The 23,989-nt window shown below is 73.1% G+C and carries 18 protein-coding genes; 8 read left to right on the top strand and 10 right to left on the bottom strand.

The annotated features are described in order from the left end of the window. The first annotated feature begins 6 nt into the window (after positions 1–6). The 4 genes from BLW85_RS35725 to BLW85_RS35710 are packed head-to-tail and all read left to right on the top strand — an operon-like array spanning position 7 to position 3,536. Positions 7–363: an STAS domain-containing protein gene (locus tag BLW85_RS35725; RefSeq protein WP_070029930.1), complete on the top strand. Its 357-nt coding sequence runs from the start codon at positions 7–9 to the stop codon at positions 361–363. Then, the gene (locus BLW85_RS35720; protein WP_074995529.1) at positions 363–809 is read left to right on the top strand and encodes an anti-sigma regulatory factor; all 447 of its coding nucleotides are present in this window, start codon (positions 363–365) and stop codon (positions 807–809) included. The genes BLW85_RS35725 and BLW85_RS35720 overlap by 1 nt, the downstream gene beginning before the upstream one ends. Further along, positions 806–1,879, top strand: a complete 1,074-nt coding sequence (locus BLW85_RS35715) for an ATP-binding SpoIIE family protein phosphatase (RefSeq protein ID WP_074995527.1) — start codon at positions 806–808, stop codon at positions 1,877–1,879. The genes BLW85_RS35720 and BLW85_RS35715 overlap by 4 nt, the downstream gene beginning before the upstream one ends. Beyond that, complete coding sequence (locus tag BLW85_RS35710; RefSeq protein WP_074995524.1) at positions 1,863–3,536, top strand: PP2C family protein-serine/threonine phosphatase; 1,674 nt, start codon at positions 1,863–1,865, stop codon at positions 3,534–3,536. Before BLW85_RS35715 ends, BLW85_RS35710 begins: the two co-directional genes overlap by 17 nt. Before the next feature lie 50 nt (positions 3,537–3,586). On the opposite strand, the gene BLW85_RS35705 is transcribed toward BLW85_RS35710, so the two are convergent. The 4 genes from BLW85_RS35705 to BLW85_RS40980 all read right to left on the bottom strand — a co-directional run bounded on the left by BLW85_RS35705 (position 3,587) and on the right by BLW85_RS40980 (position 8,643). Next, entirely contained in the window at positions 3,587–3,829 is a 243-nt protein-coding gene (locus BLW85_RS35705; RefSeq protein ID WP_071828869.1) for a chaplin, read from the bottom strand. Between the two features lie 140 nt (positions 3,830–3,969). After that, positions 3,970–6,234, bottom strand: coding sequence for a catalase (locus BLW85_RS35700; protein ID WP_074995522.1), 2,265 nt, complete (start codon positions 6,232–6,234; stop codon positions 3,970–3,972). Between the two features lie 478 nt (positions 6,235–6,712). Continuing rightward, on the bottom strand, positions 6,713–8,176 hold the full coding sequence (locus BLW85_RS35695; RefSeq protein ID WP_074995519.1) for an aminotransferase class I/II-fold pyridoxal phosphate-dependent enzyme: 1,464 nt from the start codon (positions 8,174–8,176) through the stop codon (positions 6,713–6,715). A 107-nt stretch (positions 8,177–8,283) separates the two neighbouring features. Next, on the bottom strand, positions 8,284–8,643 hold the full coding sequence (locus tag BLW85_RS40980) for a hypothetical protein (protein WP_425275358.1): 360 nt from the start codon (positions 8,641–8,643) through the stop codon (positions 8,284–8,286). 149 nt (positions 8,644–8,792) lie between these two features. Here BLW85_RS40980 and BLW85_RS40975 point away from each other — a divergent pair, with 149 nt between their 5' ends. Then, on the top strand, positions 8,793–9,155 hold the full coding sequence (locus tag BLW85_RS40975) for a zinc-binding metallopeptidase family protein (RefSeq protein WP_425275357.1): 363 nt from the start codon (positions 8,793–8,795) through the stop codon (positions 9,153–9,155). 75 nt (positions 9,156–9,230) lie between these two features. Here BLW85_RS40975 and BLW85_RS35685 read toward each other — a convergent pair whose 3' ends face one another. From BLW85_RS35685 to BLW85_RS35670, 4 genes are all read right to left on the bottom strand, one after another. Continuing rightward, positions 9,231–11,786, bottom strand: coding sequence for a discoidin domain-containing protein (locus BLW85_RS35685; protein WP_074995516.1), 2,556 nt, complete (start codon positions 11,784–11,786; stop codon positions 9,231–9,233). A 121-nt stretch (positions 11,787–11,907) separates the two neighbouring features. Next, positions 11,908–12,714: an inositol monophosphatase family protein gene (locus BLW85_RS35680; RefSeq protein WP_074995514.1), complete on the bottom strand. Its 807-nt coding sequence runs from the start codon at positions 12,712–12,714 to the stop codon at positions 11,908–11,910. Positions 12,715–12,759: 45 nt separating this feature from the next. Further along, positions 12,760–14,544, bottom strand: a complete 1,785-nt coding sequence (locus BLW85_RS35675) for an RICIN domain-containing protein (protein WP_074995511.1) — start codon at positions 14,542–14,544, stop codon at positions 12,760–12,762. Positions 14,545–14,664: 120 nt separating this feature from the next. Further along, complete coding sequence (locus tag BLW85_RS35670; protein WP_074995508.1) at positions 14,665–15,837, bottom strand: FAD-dependent oxidoreductase; 1,173 nt, start codon at positions 15,835–15,837, stop codon at positions 14,665–14,667. Between the two features lie 221 nt (positions 15,838–16,058). Between BLW85_RS35670 and BLW85_RS35665 the strand changes: the two genes are divergently transcribed. Further along, a complete protein-coding gene (locus tag BLW85_RS35665) occupies positions 16,059–17,069 on the top strand; it encodes a Ppx/GppA family phosphatase (RefSeq protein WP_074995505.1) in 1,011 nt (336 codons plus the stop codon). Between the two features lie 51 nt (positions 17,070–17,120). Here BLW85_RS35665 and BLW85_RS35660 read toward each other — a convergent pair whose 3' ends face one another. Both BLW85_RS35660 and BLW85_RS35655 read right to left on the bottom strand, forming a co-directional pair. After that, positions 17,121–19,757, bottom strand: a complete 2,637-nt coding sequence (locus BLW85_RS35660) for a WD40/YVTN/BNR-like repeat-containing protein (protein WP_074995503.1) — start codon at positions 19,755–19,757, stop codon at positions 17,121–17,123. 392 nt (positions 19,758–20,149) lie between these two features. Then, a complete protein-coding gene (locus tag BLW85_RS35655) occupies positions 20,150–20,410 on the bottom strand; it encodes a hypothetical protein (RefSeq protein ID WP_074995500.1) in 261 nt (86 codons plus the stop codon). A 248-nt stretch (positions 20,411–20,658) separates the two neighbouring features. Here BLW85_RS35655 and BLW85_RS35650 point away from each other — a divergent pair, with 248 nt between their 5' ends. Further along, positions 20,659–23,151 (top strand): SpoIIE family protein phosphatase, encoded by a 2,493-nt coding sequence (locus BLW85_RS35650; protein WP_074995497.1) that lies wholly within the window; start codon positions 20,659–20,661, stop codon positions 23,149–23,151. A 140-nt stretch (positions 23,152–23,291) separates the two neighbouring features. Next, a complete protein-coding gene (locus tag BLW85_RS35645; RefSeq protein ID WP_070023415.1) occupies positions 23,292–23,708 on the top strand; it encodes a PaaI family thioesterase in 417 nt (138 codons plus the stop codon). Positions 23,709–23,989 lie beyond the last annotated feature (281 nt).

The following is a 23,989-nucleotide window of genomic DNA, read 5'->3' as shown; positions in this document are numbered from 1 at the left end:
GAACCCATGGCGCCCGTCCCGGTGCTCGCCCTGGGCGACGTCCTGCTCGTCTCCCTCCAGGGCGAACTGCACGACGGCATGGCGGAACAACTTCAGCAGGACCTCAGCGAACGCATCGCCACGGCCGGGGTGACCGGTGTGGTGATCGACATCTCCGGTGTGGAGATCGTCGATTCCTTCCTGGGCCGGGTGCTCGCGGAGATCGCCTCCACCGCCCGGCTGCTGGCGGCCCGTACGGTGCTGGCCGGGATGCGTCCCGCGGTCGCGATCACCCTGGTGGAGCTGGGGCTGACGCTGCCCGGTCTGACCACCGCGCTGGACGTGGACCGGGCACTGGAACTGCTGTCCCAGAGGGGGAGATGATGCAGTCGTCCGGCCAGGCGTCCGCGACGCGCGTGCCCATCGGTTCGGACGCGGATCTGGCCTGGGTCCGGCAGCAGGTGCGGCAGTGCGCGGCACGTCTCGGGTTCGGTCTGGTACAGCAGACGAAGCTGGTCACGGCGGCGAGCGAGCTGGCCCGCAACACCCTGGTGCACGGCGGTGGCGGGTGCGCCGAGATCACCCCGCTGGACAACGGGCGGGCACGGGGGCTGAAGATGTCGTTCATCGACGAGGGCCCCGGCATCCGTGACCTGGAGCTGGCCATGACCGACGGCTACACCAGCGGCGGCGGCCTCGGTCTGGGGCTCAGCGGTGCCAAGCGGCTGGTGCAGGAGTTCAGCGTGGACACCGAGCCGGGCCGGGGCACGACCGTCACGGCCGTGGCCTGGGTGACCCAGGTGCCCTCGGCACGTCCGGGGCTCGGATGAGCCGGGTCTGGGAGGTCCCGGTGCACGACTCCACGCGGGTCCGGGACGCCCGTACGGCGGTACGGGAGGCGTGCGCGCGGGCGGGGCTGAGCGCTGAGCGCACGGCAGCCGGGGAGCTGGTGGCCACGGAGCTGGCGACCAATCTGCTCCGGCACGCGGGGGGCGGCAGCATGGTGGTCAACCTCGTGACACCGCCGTCGGGTACGGGTGCCTCGGTGCGGCTGTGGACGCTGGACCACGGGCCGGGGATCGCCGATGTCGCGGCGGCGCTGCGCGACGGCTGCACCACCGCCGCCGAGAACTCCCTCGGCGCCGGCCTCGGCAGCTGTCTGCGCAACGCGGACGCCTTCCACCTGTACGGCGCGCCGGGCCGGGGCACGGTGGCGACGGCACGCATCGACGCCGAGCGGGCGGGCGGCGGCCACACGCCGCCGACTCCGCCCGGCGGTGCCTCGGCGGGGGGCATCGCCGTGTCCCTCGGGCAGGCCGAGATCTGCGGCGACGCCTGGGGCTGGGTACGCCACGGCGGACTGGTGACGCTGCTGCTCGCCGACGGCCTGGGGCACGGTCCGAAGGCCGCGCACGCGTCCACCGCGGCGGTGGCGGAACTGGCCCGCTTCGGGCATCTGCCGCCCCCGGAGCTGCTGCGGCGGCTGCACACGGCCCTGCGCCCCACCCGGGGAGCCGCGATCGCCGTCGCCCAGGTGGACACGGACCGTGCGGAACTCGGCTTCGCCGGGGTCGGCAACATAGGCGCCCGGCTGCGCACCGCGGACAGGTGGACGTCCCTGCTGTCGCATCCGGGGATCGTGGGGGCCTACTTCCCCAACCACGTCCCCTTGCGGCGGGTGCCGTGGCACCGGGACAGTCTGCTCGTGCTCCACAGTGACGGGCTGCCCAGCCGCTGGAGTCCCCCCGAGGACCCCCGGCTGCTCGCCCACGACCCGTCCGTCCTGGCCGCGGCGATCCTCCGGGACGCGGGCAGCGCAGCCCGCCCCCCGCGTGACGACACCAGCGTGGCCGTACTGGCCCCCGACCGCCGGACCCGCACAGATGACCGCGACCACTGACACCTGGCCCCTCGCCGGCACCGCCGACGCGGCCCGCGCCCGTGCCCTGCTGGCACGGCTCGCGACGGACGCGGGGGTGCCCGCGACAGCGCGCGCCCGTTTCCTCGCCGAGGTCACCGCCCGGCTGCGCCCCTGCCGGGACGGGCACCGGCAGCGACTGGCCGTGACCGCCGACGGGACCGAACTCCACATCGACCTCTGCGGGCCGCAGCCCTGGCATCACACGCTGACCTGCCCCTCTCCCCTGCCGCAGCCCCTGCCCCGGCCGGACCGGCTGGACGAGACGGCGCTCGCCGAGGCACTGCTCGGCGCGGACGAGGAGACCGCCGCCGTGCTCGCGGGCCTGGACGAGGCCGAGGAACTGGTGCGGTTCCACCGGGAGGAGCTGCACCAGACCAACCAGGGTGTGCTCGCGCTGCACGGCGAGCTGGAGGCCGCCGCGCTGGCACAGCGTGACCTCCTCGACGCGGAGCGCACGGCACGCGCGGAGGCGGAGAAGGCCCGGCGGCTGCTGACCTTCCTCGCCGACGCCAGCGCCGCCCTCAACGCCTCCCTGGAGCACGAGGACATCCTGCGCCGGCTGCCCAAGCTGCTCGTCCCGGAGTACGCCCGGCACGTCGACGTCTGGCTGATAAACGACGAGCGCACCCAGCCGGCCGGGCGGGCGGCGGCCACGGTGCTGGCGGCCCGCACCGGGCGCCCGCAGCACGCGGGCCCGCACCCCGGCGGGCTCCCGGGCGTGGACGACCTGCCGGCCTCCGCGCTCTGCCCGGACCGGCCCCTGCTGTGCCTGCCGCTCGGGGCGCGCACGGTGCAGGGCGTGCTGACCCTGTCCGCGCCCGGCGAACGGTTCGACCCGGACACCACGGTGATGCTGGTGGAACTGGCCCGGCGGGCGGGCATCGCGCTGGACAACGCGCGCCAGTACGAGCAGCACCGGGACGTCGCCGAGGCGCTCCAGCGCGCGCAGCTCACCGATCTGCCGGCCACCCGGGGCCTGGATCTCGCGGCGCGCTATCTGCCGGCGACGCACGGGCTGAACATCGGCGGCGACTGGTACGACGCGTTCCCGCAGCCCGACGGGAGCGTGCTGGCGGTGATCGGGGACGTCACCGGGCACGGGCTGCGGGCCGCGGTGATCATGGGTCAACTGCGCACCGCGCTGCGCGCCTACGCCGTCGAGGGCAACGGGCCCGCCCGGATCCTCACCCTGTTGCACCGGATGCTGTGCCACCAGCAGCCGGAGCTGTACGCGACGTGTGCCATCGCCCGGATCACGCCCGGCGAGACGGGTGTGGTGTGGGCGGCGGCCGGGCATCCGCCCGCGCTGGTGCGCGACCCCGGGGGCGAGGTGCGGGTGCTGGACGCGAAGCCGGGGGTCATGCTCGGGGTGCCGGTGCCCCACGAATACCGGGAGCACCACGAGGAGTTGCCCGCGGGCGCCACGCTCGCGCTCTACACGGACGGCCTGGTGGAGCGTCGCTCCGCCGGGATCGACGCGGGCATCGAGCGGCTGGCGCGGGCGCTGGCCGGACTCGGCACGGCGGAGCTGGACGAGCTGGACTCGGCGGCGGACGCGCTGCTGAGGCCGATGCTGCGCGACTCCGAACACGACGACGACATCTGTCTGTTGCTGTGCCGCACCACCGTGTCCTGAACCGCCCGTGCGCCGGCCCCCGGGGCGGGGAGCCGGCCACGGGCGCGTCGTCACTGGTTGACGCAGGTGTTGCCGAAGGCCGGGTTGAGCAGCCCGACGATGTCGACGGAGTTGCCGCAGAGGTTGATGGGGAGGTGGATCGGTACCTGGAGGACGTCGCCGGACAGGACACCCGGGCTGCCGACGGCGGTTCCGGTCGTCGGGTCGGGGTCGGCGGCGAAGGCGGTGGCGGCGGTGCCCAGGGCAAAGACGCCCGCGAGAGCGGCCGTTGTGGCGATGCTGCGGATGCGCATGGATCTGCCTCACTGGTTGACGTAAGGGACAGCACCATCACATCCGGCCGCCGGGGAGTTCGCCTCTCCGGGTACGCCGACGGGGTGGCCCCCTTCGGAGGGAACCACCCCGCGTCGGCTCCGGCCGTCGGCCGCCCGGTTCAGGCGGCGGACGGGAAGCGCTCCCAGACCCGGTGCGCGCCGAGCAGTTGGACCAGCTCCTGGAGCACGGTGGTGGCGCCGTCGCCGGCGATCACCCCGGGGGCCTCGAGGGGGATGCCCGCCGCCTCCAGCGCGCTCTCGCCGCCCTTCGCGGCGCCGATGGCCTTGCCGTGCCGGAACGCCTCCCCCAGCAGCAGCCCGACCCGGGGGTCGGGGGTGGACTGGGGGTGCGGCAGGCCGGCCTTGGCGTCGCGGGCGCCGTAGGCGTCGGCGCCGACACCGGGGGTGCCGGCCACCAGCAGGGCGTCGAACTCCACGGAGCGCGCGGTGGCGTAGGTCCGCTGCACGGTCAGGGCGTCGCCGCCCGAGCCGAGCTTGCCGCCCTTGGGGGCGATGACCAGCGGCACCATGCCGCCGTCCAGCACCTCCTGGCGGACCGCGGCCACGCCCTCGAGGTCGCCGTCCTCACCGGTGATGATGCCGATGACCCGGCCGTCGACGGGCCAGGTGTGCCCGACCTGGGACAGGGCGGGGCTGGGCGCGACGTCGGCGAGCGGCTCGGTGGGCTCGGGGACGGGCAGGCCCAGGCCGGCGGCGACGCCCGCGCACAGCTCCGGGTCCACGTTCGCCAGCACCTGCAACGCCCGCTCCCGGATGGACTGTTCGTAGCACTTGGCGAGTTCGAAGGTGTAGGCGCCGATGATGTGCTCGCGCTCCACCGGGCTCATGCTGAGCCAGAACCGGCGCGGCTGGCTGAAGTGGTCGGCGAACGACTCCGGGGCCTCGCGGACCTTGGTGGCCTCCGGCACCCGTACGGGGGCCTCGACGTAGGCGCCCATGTCGGCGCCCGCCGTGAACGGGCAACCGCCGTCGAGGGAGTTGGGGCGGTAGGGAGCCACCCCGCGGTGCACGGCCGTCTGGTGGAAGCTGTCGCGCTGCATGTCGTTGACGGGCGCGTGCGGCCGGTTGATCGGGATCTGCGGGAAGTTGGGGCCGCCGAGCCGGGTGATCTGGGTGTCCAGGTAGGAGAAGAGCCGCCCGGCAAGCAGCGGGTCGTCGGTGATGTCGATGCCGGGGACGAGGTGGCCGACGTGGAAGGCGACCTGCTCGGTCTCGGCGAAGAAGTTGGAGGGGTTGCGGTTGAGGGTGAGCAGTCCGATGGGCTGCACCGGGGCCAGTTCCTCGGGGACGATGTTCGTCGGGTCGAGCAGGTCGATGCCCTCGAAGGTCTGGTCGGGGGTGTCGGGGAACGTCTGGATGCCGAACTCCCACTCGGGGTAGGCGCCGGCCTCGATCGCGTCGGCGAGGTCCCTGCGGTGGAAGTCGGGGTCGACACCGCCGATGATCTGCGCCTCCTCCCACACCAGGGAGTGCACGCCGAGCTTCGGCTTCCAGTGGAACTTCACCAGGGTGGTCTCGCCGGCCGCGTTGACCAGGCGGAAGGTGTGGACGCCGAAGCCCTCCATGGTGCGGAAGGAACGCGGGATACCCCGGTCGGACATGTTCCACATGGTGTGGTGGGTGGCCTCGGTGTGCAGGGTGACGAAGTCCCAGAAGGTGTCGTGGGCGCTCTGCGCCTGCGGGATCTCCCGGTCGGGGTGCGGCTTGCCGGCGTGGATGACGTCCGGGAACTTGATCGCGTCCTGGATGAAGAAGACCGGCATGTTGTTGCCGACCAGGTCGAAGACGCCCTCGCTGGTGTAGAACTTCGTGGCGAAGCCGCGGGTGTCGCGGACGGTGTCGGCGGAGCCGCGGGAGCCGAGCACCGTGGAGAAGCGCACGAACACGGGGGTCTCGACGTCCTCGGCGAGGAAGGCCGCCTTGGTGACGTTGGCCGCGGTGCCGTAGCTGCGGAAGACGCCGTGGGCGCCGGCGCCGCGGGCGTGCACCACGCGCTCGGGGATGCGCTCGTGGTCGAAGTGCATCACCTTCTCGCGCAGATGGTGGTCCTGGAGGAGGACCGGGCCCCGGGGGCCGGCCTTCAGGGAGTGGTCCGTGTCGTAGAGCCGGGTGCCCTGGGCGGTGGTGAGGTAGCTGCCGCTCTGGGCCATCCGGGCCTGGTCGGCGCCGGTGGGCTGGCCGGTGGGCGAGACGGTGTCCGGGCCGGACTGGTCGGGCTTGGGGGGCAGCGGCTCGCGGGCCTCGGTCGGCTCGGCGACCGGCGGCGACTCGACGCCCGGCTTGCCGGGGATGCCCTCTTCCGGCCCCTCGCCGCCGCCCTTGAGGGCGTCCGCCGCTCGCTTCAGGGGGTTCTTCTCGCTCATCACTACCTTTTTCCTTCGCTGGTCACGGGGTCGGGCCCGGCGCGGCGAGGCGGTCGGCGGTGCGTGGAGCCACGCCCGGGGCACCGCCGGCCCGGTGCGCCGGGTCCGGGTGACGTTCGGGGGACAGCCGGATCGAAGAGGTCGGCCGGGTTCCGTACCGAGGTCCCCGGGCCGGGGCGTCCGAAACCGGGAATCCGGGGATTTCCGGCCGGGGTGAAGTCGGGCCGTCTCCCAATCGAGTTGCCGGGGCAGCTGGCCCGCCGGACGCGCTGGTCCGGTCCCGGAGACCGTTCGGGCAGGGCCAAGTCCCCCCTGCCGAGGGCGTGTTCGTCAGGGGCCGGTTTCTTGACCCGAGGAGGCGGCCGGCGCCTGGCCGCCCGCATACGACACCCTAGGGGCTGCCCCGCATCGGCGCAGTTCGGGACGGCCCGTCAGGCGCGGCCGCGGGTCGCCTCGCCGTAGGGGCCGGTACGGCCCGTCAGGTGCGGGCCACCACCCGGAAGGAGTCCAGTGAGGGGTCCGCCGCGTCCGAGATCAGGAAGCCGTGGGCGACTCCGCTGCGCAGGTAGTCCACCACCTCGTCCGTGATGACCTCGCCGGGGGCCACGACCGGCACGCCGGGCGGATAGGGGCTGATCGTCTCGGCGGCGATCCGTCCGGCGACGTGTTCGGCGGGCACGTGTTCGACCGGGGCGAAGAACGCCGCGCGGGGCAGCATCGCCTGTTCCAGTTCGAGCACGTGGGGCTCGGGCAGGTGGACCGGGGGCCGCCATTCGATGGAGTCGGCGTGCTCCACCAGGGAGCGCACCGCGTCCACCAGGGTCTTCTCCGTGTCGTCGTCGTCCGCGTGGGTGATGGAGGCGGTGATCCGGCAGGTGTCGGAGCCGCCCATGTCGACGTGGCGGTGGACACGCAGCCATTCGGTGGCCTGCATGCCGCTGATGCCGAGGTCACGCACGTCCACGACGATCTTCAGCGGGTCGAACTCGGCGGCCGGCCCCTCCTCGATGATCTCGCCGCCCATCACCCGCAGTCCCGGGAACTCGCGCAGCACGGCCCGGATCCGTTCGGCGCGGTGCAGCGCGGCGTCCAGCAGTTCGTGACCCCGTTCGGCCATCTGGCGGCGCCAGCCGTCCAGCGCGCCGTAGACCAGGGAGGAGGCGCTGGTGGTGCCGAGCAGGTCCTCGCGCTGTTTGAGCACCTCGGGGGCGACCCGGTCGTGCTGGAGGTGGAAGACGGAACTCTGTTCGATGGCGCCGCCCATCTTGTGCACGCTGGTGACCACCAGGTCGGCGTCGGCGTCCATGCCCCAGGCGGGCAGCCCGGGGTGGAAGGGCAGATGGGCGCCCCATGCCTCGTCCACGATGAGCGGCACGTCCGCCGCGTGACAGGCGTCGGCCACGCCGCGGATGTCGGCGCAGGTGCCCCAGTCGGTCGGCGTGATCAGCAGCATGCCCTTGGCGTCCGGGTGGTCGCGCAGCCGCCGTCGTACGTCCTCGGGCTCGGGCGGATGGGCCAGATGGCGTTCGGTGTCGAACTTGGGATGGACCCAGATCGGCTCCACCCCGTTGATGATCACCGCCGCGATGACCGCCTTGTGGGCGTTGCGGGACAGCAGCAGTTTCTCCCCCGGGCCCGCGACCGACAGCATGGCGGTCTTCACCGACAGGGAGCTGCCGCAGGTGGAGAAGAACGCGTGTTCGGCGCCGACGGCGTCCGCCATCAGCTCCTGGGCCTGTTCCAGCACACCCTGGGACTGGCGCCGGTCGTCGAGGCCGTTCAGGCTGAGCACGTCGGAGCGGAAGACGTCCAGGCCGAGGATGTCGGTGACCCGGGGGTCGGCGCCGCGTCCCTGTTTGTGCCCCGGCGGCCCGAACACGACGTCTCCCCGGCGCCGGAACCCCTCAAGGGCTTCCAGTACGGGTGCGCGCGAGTGGTCCATGCAGTCCTCCTGAGCCGTCGGTGCCGCAACCACCGTGTTGCACCGGCCACACGCTCCAAACACCCCGGACGGTGTCGGGACCCGAACGGGTGGAACCCGGCGGCACGTCAGGAGGTCCCGCGAGCCCGTTGGAGGAGCCCGTGTCGGGTCAGGACGTTGCCGGTCCGCAGGTGGGGCGCGCCGCCCCCGAGGAAGAGGCGCGGCTCGTCCGGGAGGAGGTGGCGCGGCGGGCGGACGCCTTGTGGGCCGTCGCCCGCGCGCTGCACGCCGATCCGGAGACCGCGTTCGCCGAGCACCGGTCCGCGGCGCCGCTCGCGGACGAGCTGGAGCGGGCGGGGTTCGAGGTGCGGCGGGAGGCCGCCGATCTGCCGACCACGTTCACGGCCCGGTCCGGGCGGGGGCGGCCGGCGGTGGCGTTTCTCCTGGAGTACGACGCCCTGCCCGGCCTCGGCCACGCCTGCGGGCACAATCTGATCGCCGCCGCGGGGCTCGGGGCCGCGCTGGTCGCGGACGCGGTGCCGGCGGGCGGCGAGGGGACGGTGCTGGCGGTGGGCACACCGGGCGAGGAGGGCCGCGGCGGCAAGGCGATCCGGCGGCGACCGGTACGACCGTCACCGTGGACCGGGCGAGCGTGCGTTACGAGCACTTCCGGGACAGCGGGGCGCTCTCCGAGCGGTTCGCCGGGCATCTGGAGCACGCGGGGATCGCGCTCACCCCGCCGGTTCCGGGGGTCTGTCCGGGCTCGTCGGACATCGGGAACGTCAGCGGGCGGGTGCCCGCCATCCATCCCTTCGTCGCGATCATGGACCCGGACGGCTCCGACCACACCCCGGAGTTCGCCGAGGCGGCGGCCTCCGAGCGGGCCCGCCGGGTGCTCCTGGCCGTCGTGGAGGCCCTGGCCCTGACCGGGCTGGACGTGCTGCGGGACCCCGGGCTGCACGGCCGGGCGTGGGAGGACCTGCGCCGCGCCGAGGGGTGAGGGCGGTGCCGGGGGCTCGCCGCGGCGAACCGCCGCCCGGGACGCGGGAGTTGCGTCCCGGGCGGCAGGGGCAGGTCACGGGAAGGAGGTCACCTTGGACGGGACGGTGCCGGTTCCCGAGGTGGGTGCGCCGGTGCTGTTGACGACGTGGGCGTACTGGCCCATGCCGCCGAGGGAGATCACGAGCAGGTCGTGCATCTTGATGCCGGATGCGGTGGGCACCTGGAAGCCGTGGGCCTGCACGATCGACGGATCGGACGTGTAGTTGCAGTAGCTGCCCAGGCCCCACGCCTCATGGCTGGTGACGGAGTCGGCGACCTTGTAGGCCGCGTAGCCGACGATGCCGTCGTGGGTGATGGCGGCGGCGTTCGGGGCGTCGTACGCCTTCTCGTTCTGGAAGAAGATCGTGCGGCCGCGCTCGCCGTTCCAGTAGACGTCGTACTTGTTGAAGTGTTCGACGAACAGGCCGGTGGCGAGGACGTCGTTGCCGTTGACGCGCAGTCCGTAGTCGGCGCGGTTGGTGTCCCAGCCGACGCCGCTGCCGTGGTCGGCCCGCCAGAGCCAGGTGTGGTCGATGATCACGTTGTTGCTGTTGACGACCACGGAGTTGGTGGCGAGGCCGGGTCCGGCGCCGCCGATGCGGACGAACACGTCCTGCATGGTGGTGGGGTTGGCGGAGTGGTCGGCGCTCGCGCCGGGCGGACCGATGCGCAGCAGTGTGTCGGAGTTGACCGGTCCCGCGTCGATGAGGAAGCCGGCGAGCCTGACCCCGTCGACGTCGGCCACGTGCATGGCGTCGATGCCGTTGTCCGGGACCAGGGTGGCGAGGCCCAGGCCGAGGACGACGGTGTTGGCCCGGTCGACCTCGATGGTCTGGTCGAGGTGGTAGACGCCGGGCGTGAACAGGAGGTTGAGGCCCTGGGCGAGGGCCGCGTTGATGGTGGCCGCGGTCGCGCCGGGCTTGACGACGTAGAACTGGTCGAGCGGGATGGAGGTGCCCGCGTTCGCCGGCCAGGACACGCCCCGGGCGTTGGTGCGCTTGGCCGGTACGAACACCTTGTAGGCGGAGCCGTCCAGGTAGAGGAAGGGCTTCTCGCGGGAGACGGGCGTGTTGTCCAGGGTGGTGTAGGGGCCGGTGTCGAAGTTGGTGGCGGGGGCGCCCTGGACGCCGGAGAAGGTCATGTTCCACACGCCGTTGGTCCAGCCGCCGATCGAGCTGTCGCGGGTGTACCACTGCTGCTGGGAGTACGGGCCGACGGTGCCGTCGATCTTCGAGTCGGCGATGTAGCCGCCGGAGGCCCAGCCGTAGCCGTTGGGCGCCAGGTTGAGCCCGCCCTTGACGTGGATGCGGCGGAACGGCGCGGCCTGGGCGACAGCCCAGCGGTCGTCGCCGTGGGACGGTGTGATGGCGAGGTTCTCCGCCGAACGCCAGAAGTTCTGGGTGGCGTTGCCGTTGAACCAGCCGGCGTCGACGGTGACGTCACCGTTGATCTGGGTGTCGTCGGGGTTCAGGCCGAGTCCGGAGATCGAGGTGTAGAAGCCGATCTGGGCGTTGATGCCGTTGTAGGTGCCGGGCTTCAGCAGGAACTGGTAGCGGTCGGTGCCGAACTGGTTCGACTCCTGCTGTGCGAAGACCTGGTCGAACTTCTGCTGGAGGTTGGGGGTGGAGGGGTCCACGACGATGACGTTCGGGCCGAGGTCGCCGCCGCCCACGACCGGCGGGGTGCCGGTGCCCGTGGTGTGCACGGCCACCTCCCACAGGGAGTAGCCGTAGCCGGTGCCGCGCGCGGTGCCGTAGATCCGCAGATACCGGCCGGAACCGCTGACGTCGTACGACGCGGTGCCGCCGGTGGCGCCGGTGACGCTCTTCAGGGTGCTCCAGCTCTGTCCGTCGTTCGACGTCTGGATCTGGAAGTCCTTGCCGTAGGCGGCCTCCCAGTTCAGCGCGACCTGGCAGATGTCCTTCACGGAGCCGAGGTCGACCTGCACCCACTGCGGGTCGGCGGCCTGGCTGGACCAGCGGGTGCCGGGGTCGCCGTCGAAGGCGGCGGAGGCGGGGGTGCCGGCGTTCTCGGTGGAGGAGGCCGAAGCGGGCTTCCCCTGGGCGTCGTTGGCGCTGCCGCAGCCGGCCTGGCTGCCGGACGCCGAGCCGAACACCTGGAACTCCCAGAGGGAGTAGCCCCATTGGGTCGCCCGGTGCACGCCCTGGAGGCGCACGTAGCGGCCTTGTCCGGACACGTCGAGGGTGTCGGTGCCGCCGTCGGAACCGGTGACGGACTTCAGGTCGGTCCAGGTTCCGGCGTCCTGCGATATCTGGATCTTGTAGTCCTTGCCGTAGGCGGTCTCCCAGTCGAGGACCACCCGGGTGACGGACGTGGTGGCGCCGAGGTCCACCTGGAGCCACTGGTCGTCGGTGGCGGCCGAGGACCAGCGGGTGCCGGTGTCACCGTCCACGGCGGCGGAGGCGGGGGTACCGGCGTTCTCGGTGGAGGAGGCGGTGGCCGTCTTCCCCTGGGACAGGGGGGTTTCGGCGGCGGCGGCCGGGGTGTGGGTGAGGGGCAGGGCGACGAGCGCGGCCATGGCGGCCATCGCGACCCCCAGGGCTCTCCAGCGGGTGGGACGTGTTCTCATGGGGCGGCTCCAAGCGGCTGCGGGGTCGACGGCTCGACCCCTCTCCTTAGTTCAAGTTTTGATTTAAGTGGTGAGTCAAGCCGCCGACAAGCCTTCGGGAGCCAAATACTTCGACGAGGTGTCAGCCCCGCTGCCGCCGCACCAGTTCGAGCAGCGCGGCATGCGTCGCCGGGTCGGCCGCCGCCACCAGCCCGCCCGCGCCGGTGTGCACCGGTTCCCCGTACAGCCCGGTCACCGTGCAGCCGGCCGCCCGGCACAGGGCGATGCCCGCCGCGAAGTGCACGCTGTCGGCGAGGTGGCCGTCGGTGACATAGGCGGCCCGGCGGCCGGCGGCCACCCAGGCGACGGCGAGGGTGCTGGAGATCACCCGGGGCCGGAACCGCTCGGCGAAGCCCGGGTCGGCGAGCAGGAGTGCCGCCCGGAAGCCGGGGGCGTTAGGGAACGGCGGGTCGAGGTTGACGTCCACCAGCGCGGAGGCGGCGGACGGGGTCAGCTCCTCGTCGCCGTGTTCGGTGCTCAGCCGGGCCTGGGTGCCGTCCGTCCAGAAGACCTCGCCGGAGAACGGGTCGGCCGTCGCGGCGGCGGTGACCTCACCGCCCACCCGCAGGGCGACGTTGACGCCGACGAGCATGGTGGACACGGCGTAGTTGAGGGTGCCGCACAGCGGGTCGACCAGCCAGCGGCGGTGGGCTTCGGCGGCGCCGCTGCGGCCGCTCTCCTCGCCGGTGACGGCGTCGTCCGGGCGGGCGGTGCGCAGCACGTCCAGGACGGCCCGTTCGGCGGCCAGGTCGGCCTCGGTCGCGAAGTCGCCCGCGGTCTTCTCGTACCGTGCGAGCCGGCCGCCGTACAGGTCGCGGACGACGGCGGCGCCCGCCCGTGCCGCGGTCACGGCCAGGCGGGCGTCGGATTCCCCGTTGATGATCGTCATGGCGGCAGCCTACGCAAGTCAGCGCAGCGATCGCACAGTTGTTCCCTACTTCTCGACCGGGGTGAGCGTGAGGGTCTGCTCGGCGGCGGTGCGGCCCCGGCCGACGGCGCTGCCGCTGGTGTCGGTCCAGGTGCGCGCCGGGGTGGTCTCGGCGAGCCGGCCGGAGTCGGCGGACAGGCCGAGGACCAGGCCGCTGTAGCGGTTGACGAGGCGGAGGGTTCCGGCCGGGGAGGCGTCCGGGAGGAGGAACCACTGCTGTCCGACGGTCGGGCCGCTGTGGTGCCGGGCGGTGACCACCGGCTTGGTGCCCCAGGCGCGGGAGGCGGTGGTGCCGGAGTCGACGCCGAGCAGCCCGCCGGTCGCCGCGTTGGTCACCGTGTAGGCGCCGTCGCCGGTCGGCTCGAAGGTCCAGGACGCGCGGGCGGTCGGGGTGGGCGGGGCGGCGGTGGTGGCGGAACCGCCGGGGCGCTGCACGAGGATCCGGCCGGTGCCGGAGGCGATGTGGTAGCGGCGGCCGGCGGCCACGGGCGGGGTGGCGGGCGTGGTGGAGTCGAGGGTGAGGTCGACGTACTCGCCGTCCGCGTCGTGCGAGCAGCCGTAGGCGCAGTACGAGCGGACGGTCCTGCCGACGATCGAGGAACCGGTGCGGCTCACGCCGTCGAGGAACCAGCGGTACCAGGAGGCGTTCGTGTAGCCGCCGGTGTCACCGAGCAGGTGCCACTTCTGGGTGGCGAGGTCGTCGGTGGCGTAGAGGTACTGCGGTGACGTGCCGCTCTGGTCGACCGCCTGCGGTTCGCCGATGTACAGCCCGAGGTAGGCGTCGTAGGCGATGTTCATGACGAACAGCGGCGAGGTCGGGGGCGTCTTGCCGGCCGCGATCTGCTCGCTGGTGGTGCCGGTGGTGGCGGGGTCGTACTCGGCGGCGGCGGGGGTGTAGCCGGTGGGGTGGCCGGCGTCGACCGGGACGATGTTGCTCTCCTTGCCGCCGGTGCCGGGCTGGGACCAGGCGCCGTCGTACCACTTGCGCCAGGAGCCGGGGGCCATCTTCGCGGAGATCGGGGCGCGGGCCACGTGCTCGTAGAAGGCCTTCCAGCCGCCCTTCTTGTCGACGATCCGCGAGCCGTAATAGACGTAGAAGTAGCCGGAGGCGGTGTCCACGAAGAGCCGCTGGTCGCCGTCGCCGTAGTCGTACGTCTGGTGGGGGAAGGCGGTGGTGTCCCCGCGCGCGGTGCTGTACGGGGACGTGATGGCGTGGTCCTTGACGGTCCAGGTGTGGCCCTGGTCGGTGGAGACGGCGTAGTCGATGGCGTCGAAGTGCAGTCCGTCGCCGAAGGGCTGCGGGGTGAACTCGTTGTGCACCAGGCCGTACCAGTCGCCGGTGTCCGGGTCGACCCACACCCCGACGAGGTCGCAGTAGTTCTTCTGGGCGTAGCCCGAGCCGGCCGGGGCGTAGCTGGCCTCGCGGCCGGTGGGGCTGTTGTTGCAGCGCCAAGTGGTGTCGTCGTTGCGGTCGTTCGGATTGGCCGGGTTCACCGCGTTGCTCAGCGAGCGGTCGAAGGTGGCGGTGTCGAAGTCGGTGCCGGTGTAGAAGTCCCAGCTGCGCGGGTCGGCGGCCCCGTAGAGCGCGGCGGCCTGCTGGTAGTGGAAGGTGCCGTCCTTGTCGAGGAAGGGGCTCGCGGGGGTGTCCGTGGGGTTGGGGAACGGCACCGGGCTGCCGACGGTCACGCGGTAGGCGGCGGGGGCGGCGGGCGCCGGGGTGGCGGTGGCGCCGCCCAGGGCGAGGGCGGCGGCCGCGGCCACGGCGCCGCCCGCTCTGCTCAGCAGTCGCACGGGGACTCCTAGTTGCCAAAGGGGGTTGAGGAGGACCGGTCCCACGGAACGATCAACCCCCGGCGGTTTCCCGGCAATGGACTCCCGTGCGCCGCCCCTTGCACTTTCGCGCGGCGGCGGTCAGTTCCGCTCGGTCAGCGGTGTGTCCCAGGCGAGTTGGCGGACCAGTTCCTCGTCCCGATGGCCGGGGCGGTGGTTCGGGTCGGCGGGGCGGGCCGGGGCGTGGGTGCCGCGCGAGATGCCGCCGCTCACGGTGATGTTGTGCTCGACCCGGGGGCGCCGGAGCCGCTCGTACGCGGCGAACGCCCGTGCCACGTCCGGCAGATCGCGCAGTGCCTTGGCGAGGACGACCGCGTCCTCCAGCCCCGTCGAGGCGCCCTGCCCGGTGGCCGGGGAGGCCGCGTGGGCCGCGTCGCCGATGAGCAGGACACGGCCGGTGTGCCAGGTGGCGCCGAGCGGCATCTCGGTGGCGTTGGTGACCATGAGGGGGCCCGGCGCGGCGGCGACGAGCGCGGCGGCGGGCGTGGCGTCCCTCTCCAGCACGGACAGCAGGTGCTCGCGCGGTACGGCGGTCCGGGCGGCCGGGGTCCGGCCGGGCAGCGGGTCCTCGCCGACGCGGGCGAACCAGTACGCCTCCCCCGCCGGCGAGGCGGCGTATCCGAAGGCGCTCGCGCTGCCGCGCACCATGGTGATCACGCCGCTGCCCGTGCTGTCCGGGGCGCCGGGCGTGTAGCCGTAGTAGACGCGCTGGCCGGCGTAGCCCGGGCGGACGCCGGGGGTCAGGACGCGGCGGACGGTCGAGTTCAGGCCGTCGGCGCCGATGAGCAGGTCGCCGGTCGCGGTGGTGCCGTCGGCGAAGCGTGCGGTGACGCCGTACGGGCCGTCCGTCACGGACGTCAGCCGGGCGCCGTGGGTGAGCCGGATGCCGCGCCGGGCCGCCTCGACCTGGAGGGCGGCGTTCAGCTCGCCGCGCCGCAGACAGCGGTAGCGCAGATCGGGTTCGGCGACCTCGCCGAGCGGCACATGGGCCAGTTCGGCGCCCTCGGCGTCGATCAGGCGCAGCGAAGTCAGCGGAAAACCGACGGCGGTCACGGCGCGCGTGGCGTCGAGTTGGGCCAGCGCGCGCATGCCGGTGCTCGCCAGGGTGAGGAACGCGCCGATGTCCTCGGCCGAGCCGGGGTGCGCCTCGTACACGCGGACGTGACAGCCCGCCTTGTGCAGGCCGAGCGCGGCGGCGGTGCCCGCGATGCCGCCGCCGATCACCAGTGCCCTGATCGCTGCCGTACCGGTCATGTGCCGCTCCCCGTGCCGACGGTGGTGGGCGACCATCCAAGTACAGCGGCGTCCCGGGGGTGCCGGGCGGGGCCCGGATCCGGACAGGGGCGGGCGGTTCGGCGGCGCGCGCCGGTATGTGTCGTATGTGCCCCCGGTAGCCATCCGTGCGGACGGGCCGTGCCCGAGTCCGCCCCTCGTGTGCGGGCGTTCCGGCCGGTGGATTGGGTACGGACCCGGCCATGCGGGTGAGCTTGGTGGATGCGGGGTCGAACACGGTGCGACTGGTGATCGCGGATGTGGAGGGGGGTGTTCCGCTGCCGGTGCACACCGTCAAGTGGAAGCTGCGCCTGTCCGAACGGGTGAGTGCGGACGGCACCATCGCCGAGGAGGCGGTGGAGCAGCTGGTCGAGGCGGTGGCCGAGGCGGGTGACACGGCGTTGCGGTGGCGGGCCGCGGGCCCCCTGGCGTTCGCGACCGCGGTGGTGCGGGAGGCGCCGAACCGCCAGGAGGTGCTGGAGCGGGTGGCGTCCGGGACCGGGATCCGGATGTGCACGCTGCCGGGCGAGACGGAGGCCGAGCTGACGTTCCTGGCGGCCCGCCGCTGGCTCGGCTGGAAGGCGGGCCCGCTCGCGCTGCTCGACATCGGCGGCGGTTCGCTGGAGGTGGCCTTCGGGCGGGGCCGGCTGCCGGACTTCGCCGCGTCGCTGCCGCTGGGCGCGACCCGGCTGACCCGTGAGTACCTCGGCGTCCAGGACCCGCCCGGGGCGGCCGAGTTGAAGGAGCTGCGCCGCCGGATCCGGCATGAGCTGCGGGACGTGGCGGCGCGGATACGGTGGGAGAGCCCGCGCACCGCGGCCGTCAGCTCCCGTACGTTCCAGCAGCTGGCCCGGATGTGCGGGGCCGCGCCCGGCCGCTTCGGCCCGTTCGAGCCGCGCCGGCTGCTGCGCCGGGACCTGAAGGAGGCCGTGCGCACCCTGGCCGCCCTGCCCGCCGCCGAACGCGCCCAGCTGCCGGGCGTGTCCGCGCCCCGTGCCGCGCAGAGTCTGGCCGGTGCCGTCGTCGGGCACACGGCGCTGAAGCTGATGGGGCTGCGTCGGGCCGTGGTCAGCCCCTGGGCGATCCGCGAGGGCGTGCTGCTGCGCTACGTCGAGGACGGGGCCGACTGGTGGGCCGAGGCCGGCGGGGCCCGCGTCGCGGTGGCCCCGGCCTCGGCGGTGTCGCTGCGGAGCATCTCGGGGCCGCCCGCGTGACAGGGAAGAGGGGCGGCCGCACGGCCGCCCCTCCCCCGCTCGTACGACCGGTCAGTGCAGCTTGCGCACCTCGATGGTGTAGATGCCCCGGCCGTGGGTGGCGGCGTAGAGCGTGCCGCCGTCGGGGCTGGTCTTGAGCTGGAGCACGGCGACGGCGGGCAGGTCGCCGACGCGCTTCCAGGTGGTGCTGCCGGGCGCCCGGTGGACGACGCCGAGGTCGGTGGCGACGGCGAGGCCGCCGTCCGCCGTCACCAGCGCGGAGTCGGCGGGCACGTCGGGCAGGTTGCCGGAGATGTCCTTCCAGGTGGTGCCGCCGTCGGTGGACTCGAAGACGTGTCCGTCACCGGCGCCGGGGCCCTCGGTCCAGTGCCGGGAGAAACCGTTGACCGTGAGGTAGACGTGGTCGGCGTCGTGCGGGTCGACGGCGAAGCCGCTGAGGTAGCGGTTGGGCACCGTGCCGTCCACGGGCAGGTTGATGTCGTGCCAGCCGGTGCCGTCCGCGTTGCCGACGGCGATGCCGCGGGCGAAGCCCACGCTGTCGCACGGTCCGCACCAGGCGGCGTAGACCTTGCCGCCGGACGCCGCGACGGCGGTGGCGGTGCGGCCCTTGCCGAGGTCGTGGGCGCTGGTCCACTCGGAGCCGCTGCGGATGGCGTAGCCGTGGTACTGCACCCAGATGTGCCGGCCGCCCGCGACCCAGGTGTCGCTGTCCTTGAGGTCGGCGGTGAGCGGGGCGATGAAGCGGGCCTCGCCGGTGGCGTTGTCGGGCGGGGCGACGGAGTACGACGTCACCTTGCTCGGGTCGCTCTCCCAGCTGCCGTCGTTCACGGCGCAGTTCTGGGTGACCTGGACGGCGAGGTAGACGTACTCCTGGGCGATGTTGCAGCCGTTGGCGGGGTCGGTGAGGGTGTCGCCGCCGTCGCCGCCGAAGTTGGAGCCCATCACCGTGTCGTTGCTGCGCAGGATGGACTGCCCGTTGTCCTGGAGACCGCCGGTGACGGAGACGCCCCCGTGGTCGAGGTCCTTGCCGATGCCGACGGAGTAGTACTCCAGGGTGTCGATGGTGCCGTCGTTCAGGGACGTCCAGTCGGTGGCGTGACCGGAGGCGTCCTGGGAGCCGTCGAGCGGACGCTTGTAGATGCCGCCGTCGTTGCCGACGTACACGAACGACTTGCCGTGGTAGCTGCCGATGGCGACGCCGTGCTGGTCGGAGTGGGTGGTCTGGTTGCAGTCACCGGTCTGCTTGGCCGGGTCGATGCTCCAGCAGGGGAAGGTGAAGTTCCAGTAGGGGCCCACCGTGGACCAGGTGCTGCCGCCGTCCTTGGTCTCGTAGACCTCTTCGAGCCCGGCGTACACGTGCCGCGCATCGCTCGGGTCGACGGCGAGGAACTGGTTGTACCAGGCCTGCACGCCCGGCATGTAACCCTCGGAGTTCAGCGCCGAGTTGTCGGCGGCCAGCCCCTTGTAGTCGGCGATCTTCGTCCACGGCCCGGTCGGCGAGCCGGACTCGGAGACGAAGATGCCCTCCAGGCCGCTGTCCGGGTTGGTTTCCAGCTGCTCCGGGGACTGGTCGATGGCGTAGTAGCGGGAGCCGTCGGCGGACCGGGCGAAGGTCACGTTGCCGACGTCGTCCGGGTCGGCCGGGAGGTCGCCGAGGCCGCTGGTGATCCGCGTCCAGGCGCCGTCGACCTTGGTGTAGAAGCCGTTGTAGTCGTCGCCGCTGCGCCAGCCGACCGCGAGGACCACCTTGCCGGGGTCCTTGGGGTCGATGGCGATGTCGTTGGCGATGTTCTTGTACGCCGCCGCCGGGTCACCGGCCTTCGGCCCGTTCGGCAGGTAGTCCGGGTTGGGCGCGAACTCCAGCTTCCAGGGGCCGTCGAGGTTGCTGGTGGAGTGGCTCCACACGCCCCTGCTGGTGGCCGCCCACACCTTGCCGCCGCCGAAGCGCAGCTCGTGGATGGTGGTGCTCTCCAGCTCGTCGCCGCCGACACGGGTGCGCCGGGAGAAGCGCTGGTGGTGCGGGTGGGCGAGCACGTAGACGCCGCTGCCGAGGTAGGCGTCGGAGTTGGTGGTGGCCTCACCGGTGCCCAGCCACAGCCGGCCGCCGTCGTCGACCGCGAGGGCGCCGGTGGACTGGGAGGGCAGGTCGTCGCTGATGGGCTGCCAGTCGCCGCCCCCGGTGTGCGAGCGCCACACGCCGCCGCCCGCGCTGCCGGCGTAGACATAGCCGTCGTCGTCGGCGGCGACGGCGGCCATGCGCCCGGTGACGTTGCCGGAGCCGCCGCTGGAGTTGGAGTCGTAGTCGCGGTAGCGCGGGTCGTCCGAGTTGTACGGCAGATCGGTGATGTTGCGCCAGTCGCCGCCGGTGCTCTTCAGCTTGGCGAGGTCACCCCAGGCGGCGCCGTACGCGCCCGGTGCGACGATGCCGGGCGAGGTGCGGGCCTCGGCGTACTGGTCCGCGCCCTCGGCGATCTCGTCCGCCTCGTTGCCGCCGTCGTCGTCCGCGGACAGGTGCGGCGACATGGCGCCGACCGACTGCGTCCGCTCCTTGGCGAGTTGGTCGAGGGCACGGACGCCGAAGGGGCTCGCCGAGCGGCCGGCGGCGGACGAGGGTATCGCCACCAGCGCGGCCGACGCGGTGATCGCACAGACGGTGAACCACCGTCTTCTGCGGGGTGTTTGGGACACCAGGCCTCCCTGAACAGGCATGCGGTTCTGCCGACGCAGGAGACCTGATCACAGGAGCGGGCGATATTCCACCACCCTGGTGAACTTTTGACACGTACGCGCCAGTAATGCGACTCACCACCCGTCACCGGGCACGTGAGGGCGTCGAGTTGCCCGGCCGAAGGCCCGTCATCCCTACGGGCCGACAGGCCGACGGAAGCGAGCCCACCCGGCCCGCGACTCGCAAGACCCTTGCGCGCCCATGACTTCGAGGCGGACTTCCGTTCGGCGGCCGGTGCGCGGAGACGGGCGCGGGGGCGGCGGCCGGTGTGACGGCCGCTGCTGTCCCTTGGAGCGGCCCGGACGCCGCCCCCGCTGTCCGGAACTCCCGCCGCACAGGTGCGGCAGGTCTCTCAGTGGCCGGAAGGGCCGTGGGATTCGGGGGCGAGGTGGAGGTAACCGTGCTCGTCGGCCCAGCGGAGCTGGTCCAGGACCCACTGACGGCGGATGTCGGTGTGGTCGTCGGCCGTCCGGACGGCGGAGACGGCCGCGGACCGAGGCGCTCCGGGAGCTTGCGTCGCCGCCGAGGCGGGACCGCCGGCGGCGAGGAGGCCGGCCACCGCGGCGGCTGAGGCGATCGCGACGGCGAGCGGGCGCACAGTCCTCTTGCCCATGATTTCTTCTCCTTGTTCACCCCGTGACGCTGCCGGGCAGCGTCACGGACCACGCCTTTTGTCAGGCACTTGAGACCCTAGCCCCCATGTTGTTGAATCGTGAATCATTCCGGTGGTGAGGTCCGCCACTCCCTCACCACACAGGTGGTGGCATCGAGCCGCGGCAGCCTGGCCGACCCGGATCACCTGGGACATCCTGAGATCGGTGAGGGTGCCAGGGAAGGGCTCCGAAGGGCAGATGATCGATCATGGTTGGACCGGCGACCAGTGACCGTGCCGCACCCGGGGACCCCTTCGCCGCCGACGACGCCATCGCCACGACCACTCCGGACGGCGCGCTGTCCGCCTGGAGCCCCGGGGCGCGGCGGTTGCTGGGCTTCTCCGCCGCCGAGGCCGTGGGCCGGCCCGCGACGGCGCTGCTCGCGTCCGCCCTGCCCGACCCGGCCCGGGAGAGTCTTGCCGCGCGGCGGCCCTGGACCGGCCCGGCGGTGCTCCGCCACCGCGACGGCGCCCCGGTGGAATGCCTGCTCCGCGTCCGGCCGCTGACCACCGCGCAAGGGGGCACCGGCTGGTTCGTGGAGGCCGCCCGGCATCCGGTGACCGCGACAGCGCCCGAACCGGCCTCCGCCGCGAAGCCTGTCCCGCGGCGGCACGAGGAGGCGGTACGAGCCGAGGACCGGCTCCTTCGCTGGGCCTTCTACCAGTCCCCGTTCGCGCTGGCCATCCACGACACCGAGGGCCGGTTCCTGCGGCTCAACGCTCCGATGGAGCGGCAGATGGACGCGACGGAATCGGATCTGCGGGGACGTCTGATCGCCGAGCATCTGACCGACCCGGCGTTCGAGATGTCGGGGCAAGCCGTGGAGCGCGTGGCGGCCACCGGGGTGCCGGAGCGGTTCGAGACCCACGCGCGCGTGCCGGGGGAACGGTACGCGCACGCGTGGATCGTCCATGTCTTCCCGCTCAAGGACCCGGCCGGCGTCGTGCGCGGTGTCTACGTCTCCGCGCTCGACTTCTCGGAGCAGTCCGTGTCCCGCGAACGGCTGGCCCTGCTCAACGAGGCCAGCAGGCGGATCGGCAGCAGCCTGGACGTCATCCGCACCGCACAGGAGCTGGCCGACGTGTCGGTGCCCGGCGCCGCGGACTTCGTCTCCATCGAACTCCTCGACGCCGTGCTCCAGGGCGACGAGCCCGCGCCGCTCCCCCTCGCCGGCCCCATGGAACTGCGGCGCACGGCGGTCCGCTCCGCCGCGCCGACCGTCGTCACGGCGGGCGACCTGGTCCGCTACCCGGACATCTCGCCACTCGCACAGTGCCTGGCCACGGGCCGCGGCTGCGCCTACCGGATCACCGACCCGGAGGTGGCCCGATGGCTGGCGCAGGATCCCGCCCGCGCCACGTGGGTACGGCGGAACCACCCTCATTCGATGATCGCCGTGCCGCTGCGGGCCCGGGGGGTGAACCTCGGCGCCGCCCTGCTCACCCGCAACGACCCCAGCCTGCCGCCGTACGGGGAGGGCGATCTGCGGGTCGCGGAGGAGCTGGCGGCGCGCGCGGCCGTCGCCATCGACAACGCCCGCCGCTACACCCGCGAGCGCACCACCACACTGGCCCTCCAGCACAGCCTGCTGCCCCAGGGCATCCCCGAGCAGGCCGCCGTGGAGGTCGCCGGGCGCTATCTGCCCGCGGTGTCGCGGGCGGGTGTCGGCGGCGACTGGTTCGACGTGATCCCGCTGTCCGGCGCCCGTGTCGCCCTCGTCGTGGGCGACGTCGTCGGCCACGGGCTGCACGCCTCCGCCGCGATGGGCCGGCTGCGCACGGCGGTGCGCACGCTCGCCGATGTCGATCTGCCCCCGGACGAACTCCTGGCGCAACTGGACGACCTGGTCATCCGCCTCAGCACCGGGCTGGAGACCGGGGCCGAGCCGCCGACCGCGGACCTCGGGGCGACCTGCCTCTACACGGTCTACGACCCGGTCTCCCGCGTCTGGTCGCTGGCCAGTGCCGGGCACCCCTGGCCCGCCCTGCTGACCCCGGGCGGCACGACGGAGTTCGTCGAGCTGCCCACCGGTCCGCCGCTGGGCCTGGGCGGGCACCCCTTCGAGTCCGTCGAGGTGCCGCTTCCCGAGGGAAGCCTGCTCGCGCTCTACACCAACGGCCTGGTCGAGGGGCACGACCGGGACGTCGACACCGGTCTGCGGGGCCTGCGCGCGGCGCTGGACCCCGCGGTGCCGTCGCTGGAGATCAGCTGCGACAACATCCTCAAGGAGCTGCTCTCCGACCGGCGGCCCGCCGACGACGTCGCGCTGCTCATCGCCCGCACCCGCGCGCTGGACGAGCGAGCCGTCGCCCAATGGGACATCGCCGCCGATCCGGCCGCCGTCGCCGAGACCCGGGCGCTGGCGACCGCCCGGCTGCGCACCTGGGGACTCGACGAGCTGGTCTTCGTCGCCGAACTCGTCATCAGCGAACTGGTGACCAACGCCATCCGCTACGCCGCCCCGCCCGTCCAGCTGCGGCTGATCATGGACAGAACGCTGATCTGCGAGGTCGCCGACGGCAGCAGCACCGCCCCGCATCTGCGCCGGGCCCGCATCCTCGACGAGGGCGGCCGCGGCCTGATGCTGGTGGCCCAGCTCACCGAACACTGGGGCACCCGTTACACCGGCACGGGCAAGATCATCTGGGCGGAGATGCCCCTTCCGGACGAACGGGCCGCCGAGACACCGGGCGGGATGTGACGGGCGGGAACCCGGAACAGCTCCCGACCGCCGGCGCCTGCCGCTCCGGAACCGCCCCGAACTCCCCTTCCGCACCCGGCCGATGCCCACGGCTGGCAGACTTTTTCCGATCATCCGGCCCCGATGAAAGGCGGTACGCCATGACGTCCCTCCCCGCGCCGGCCGAACTGCTCTCCGCCATGCCGTTCGCGGCCGGTCTCGGCATCGAACTGCGTGAGGCCACCGCGGAGCGCACCGTCGGCTCGCTGGCCTGGTCGCCCGAGGTGTGCACGGCCGGTGGCGCGCTGCACGGCGGGGCGCTGATGGCGCTGGCGGACAGCGTGGGCGCGGTGTGCGCCTACCTCAATCTGCCCGAGGGGGCCGGCGGCACCTCCACCGTGGAGTCCAAGACCAACTTCCTGCGGGCGGTCACCTCGGGCCAGGTGCACGCCACGGCCCGCCCGCTGCACCTCGGCGGCACGCTCATCGTGGTGCAGACCGAGCTGCGCGACGACCGCGACCGGCTCGTCGGGCAGACCACGCAGACGCAGATCGTGCTGCGCGGGCAGGCCGGCTGAGACAGGACCGAGGAGGGGCCGGACCGCGCCGGGAGGCGGGGTCCGGCCCCTCGTCATAGGCGCGGGAGCGCCCTCGTCTGCGCCCGCGGTATTGACATGAACCTGTGTCCCCTCCAAAGCTTCGTGCGTGAAGTTGCTCGATTCTCCGCTGTTTCGAGCGCTTCCGTGCACGCTCAGCAGTCCGCAATGACGCGAGGGGAGCTGTTCCGCCGTGCGAAGACTCCGACACCGTGTGCCGTGGCCCGCCTGGGTGCCGCTGGGGCTGGCGACCGCCTTGGCGG

Origin of the sequence: Streptomyces misionensis, from assembly GCF_900104815.1 — a bacterium.
In the GTDB taxonomy this organism is placed as follows: domain Bacteria; phylum Actinomycetota; class Actinomycetes; order Streptomycetales; family Streptomycetaceae; genus Streptomyces; species Streptomyces misionensis.
The sequence above is the reverse complement of the archived record's forward strand: the minus strand, read 5'-3'. Positions and strand labels throughout refer to the sequence as shown.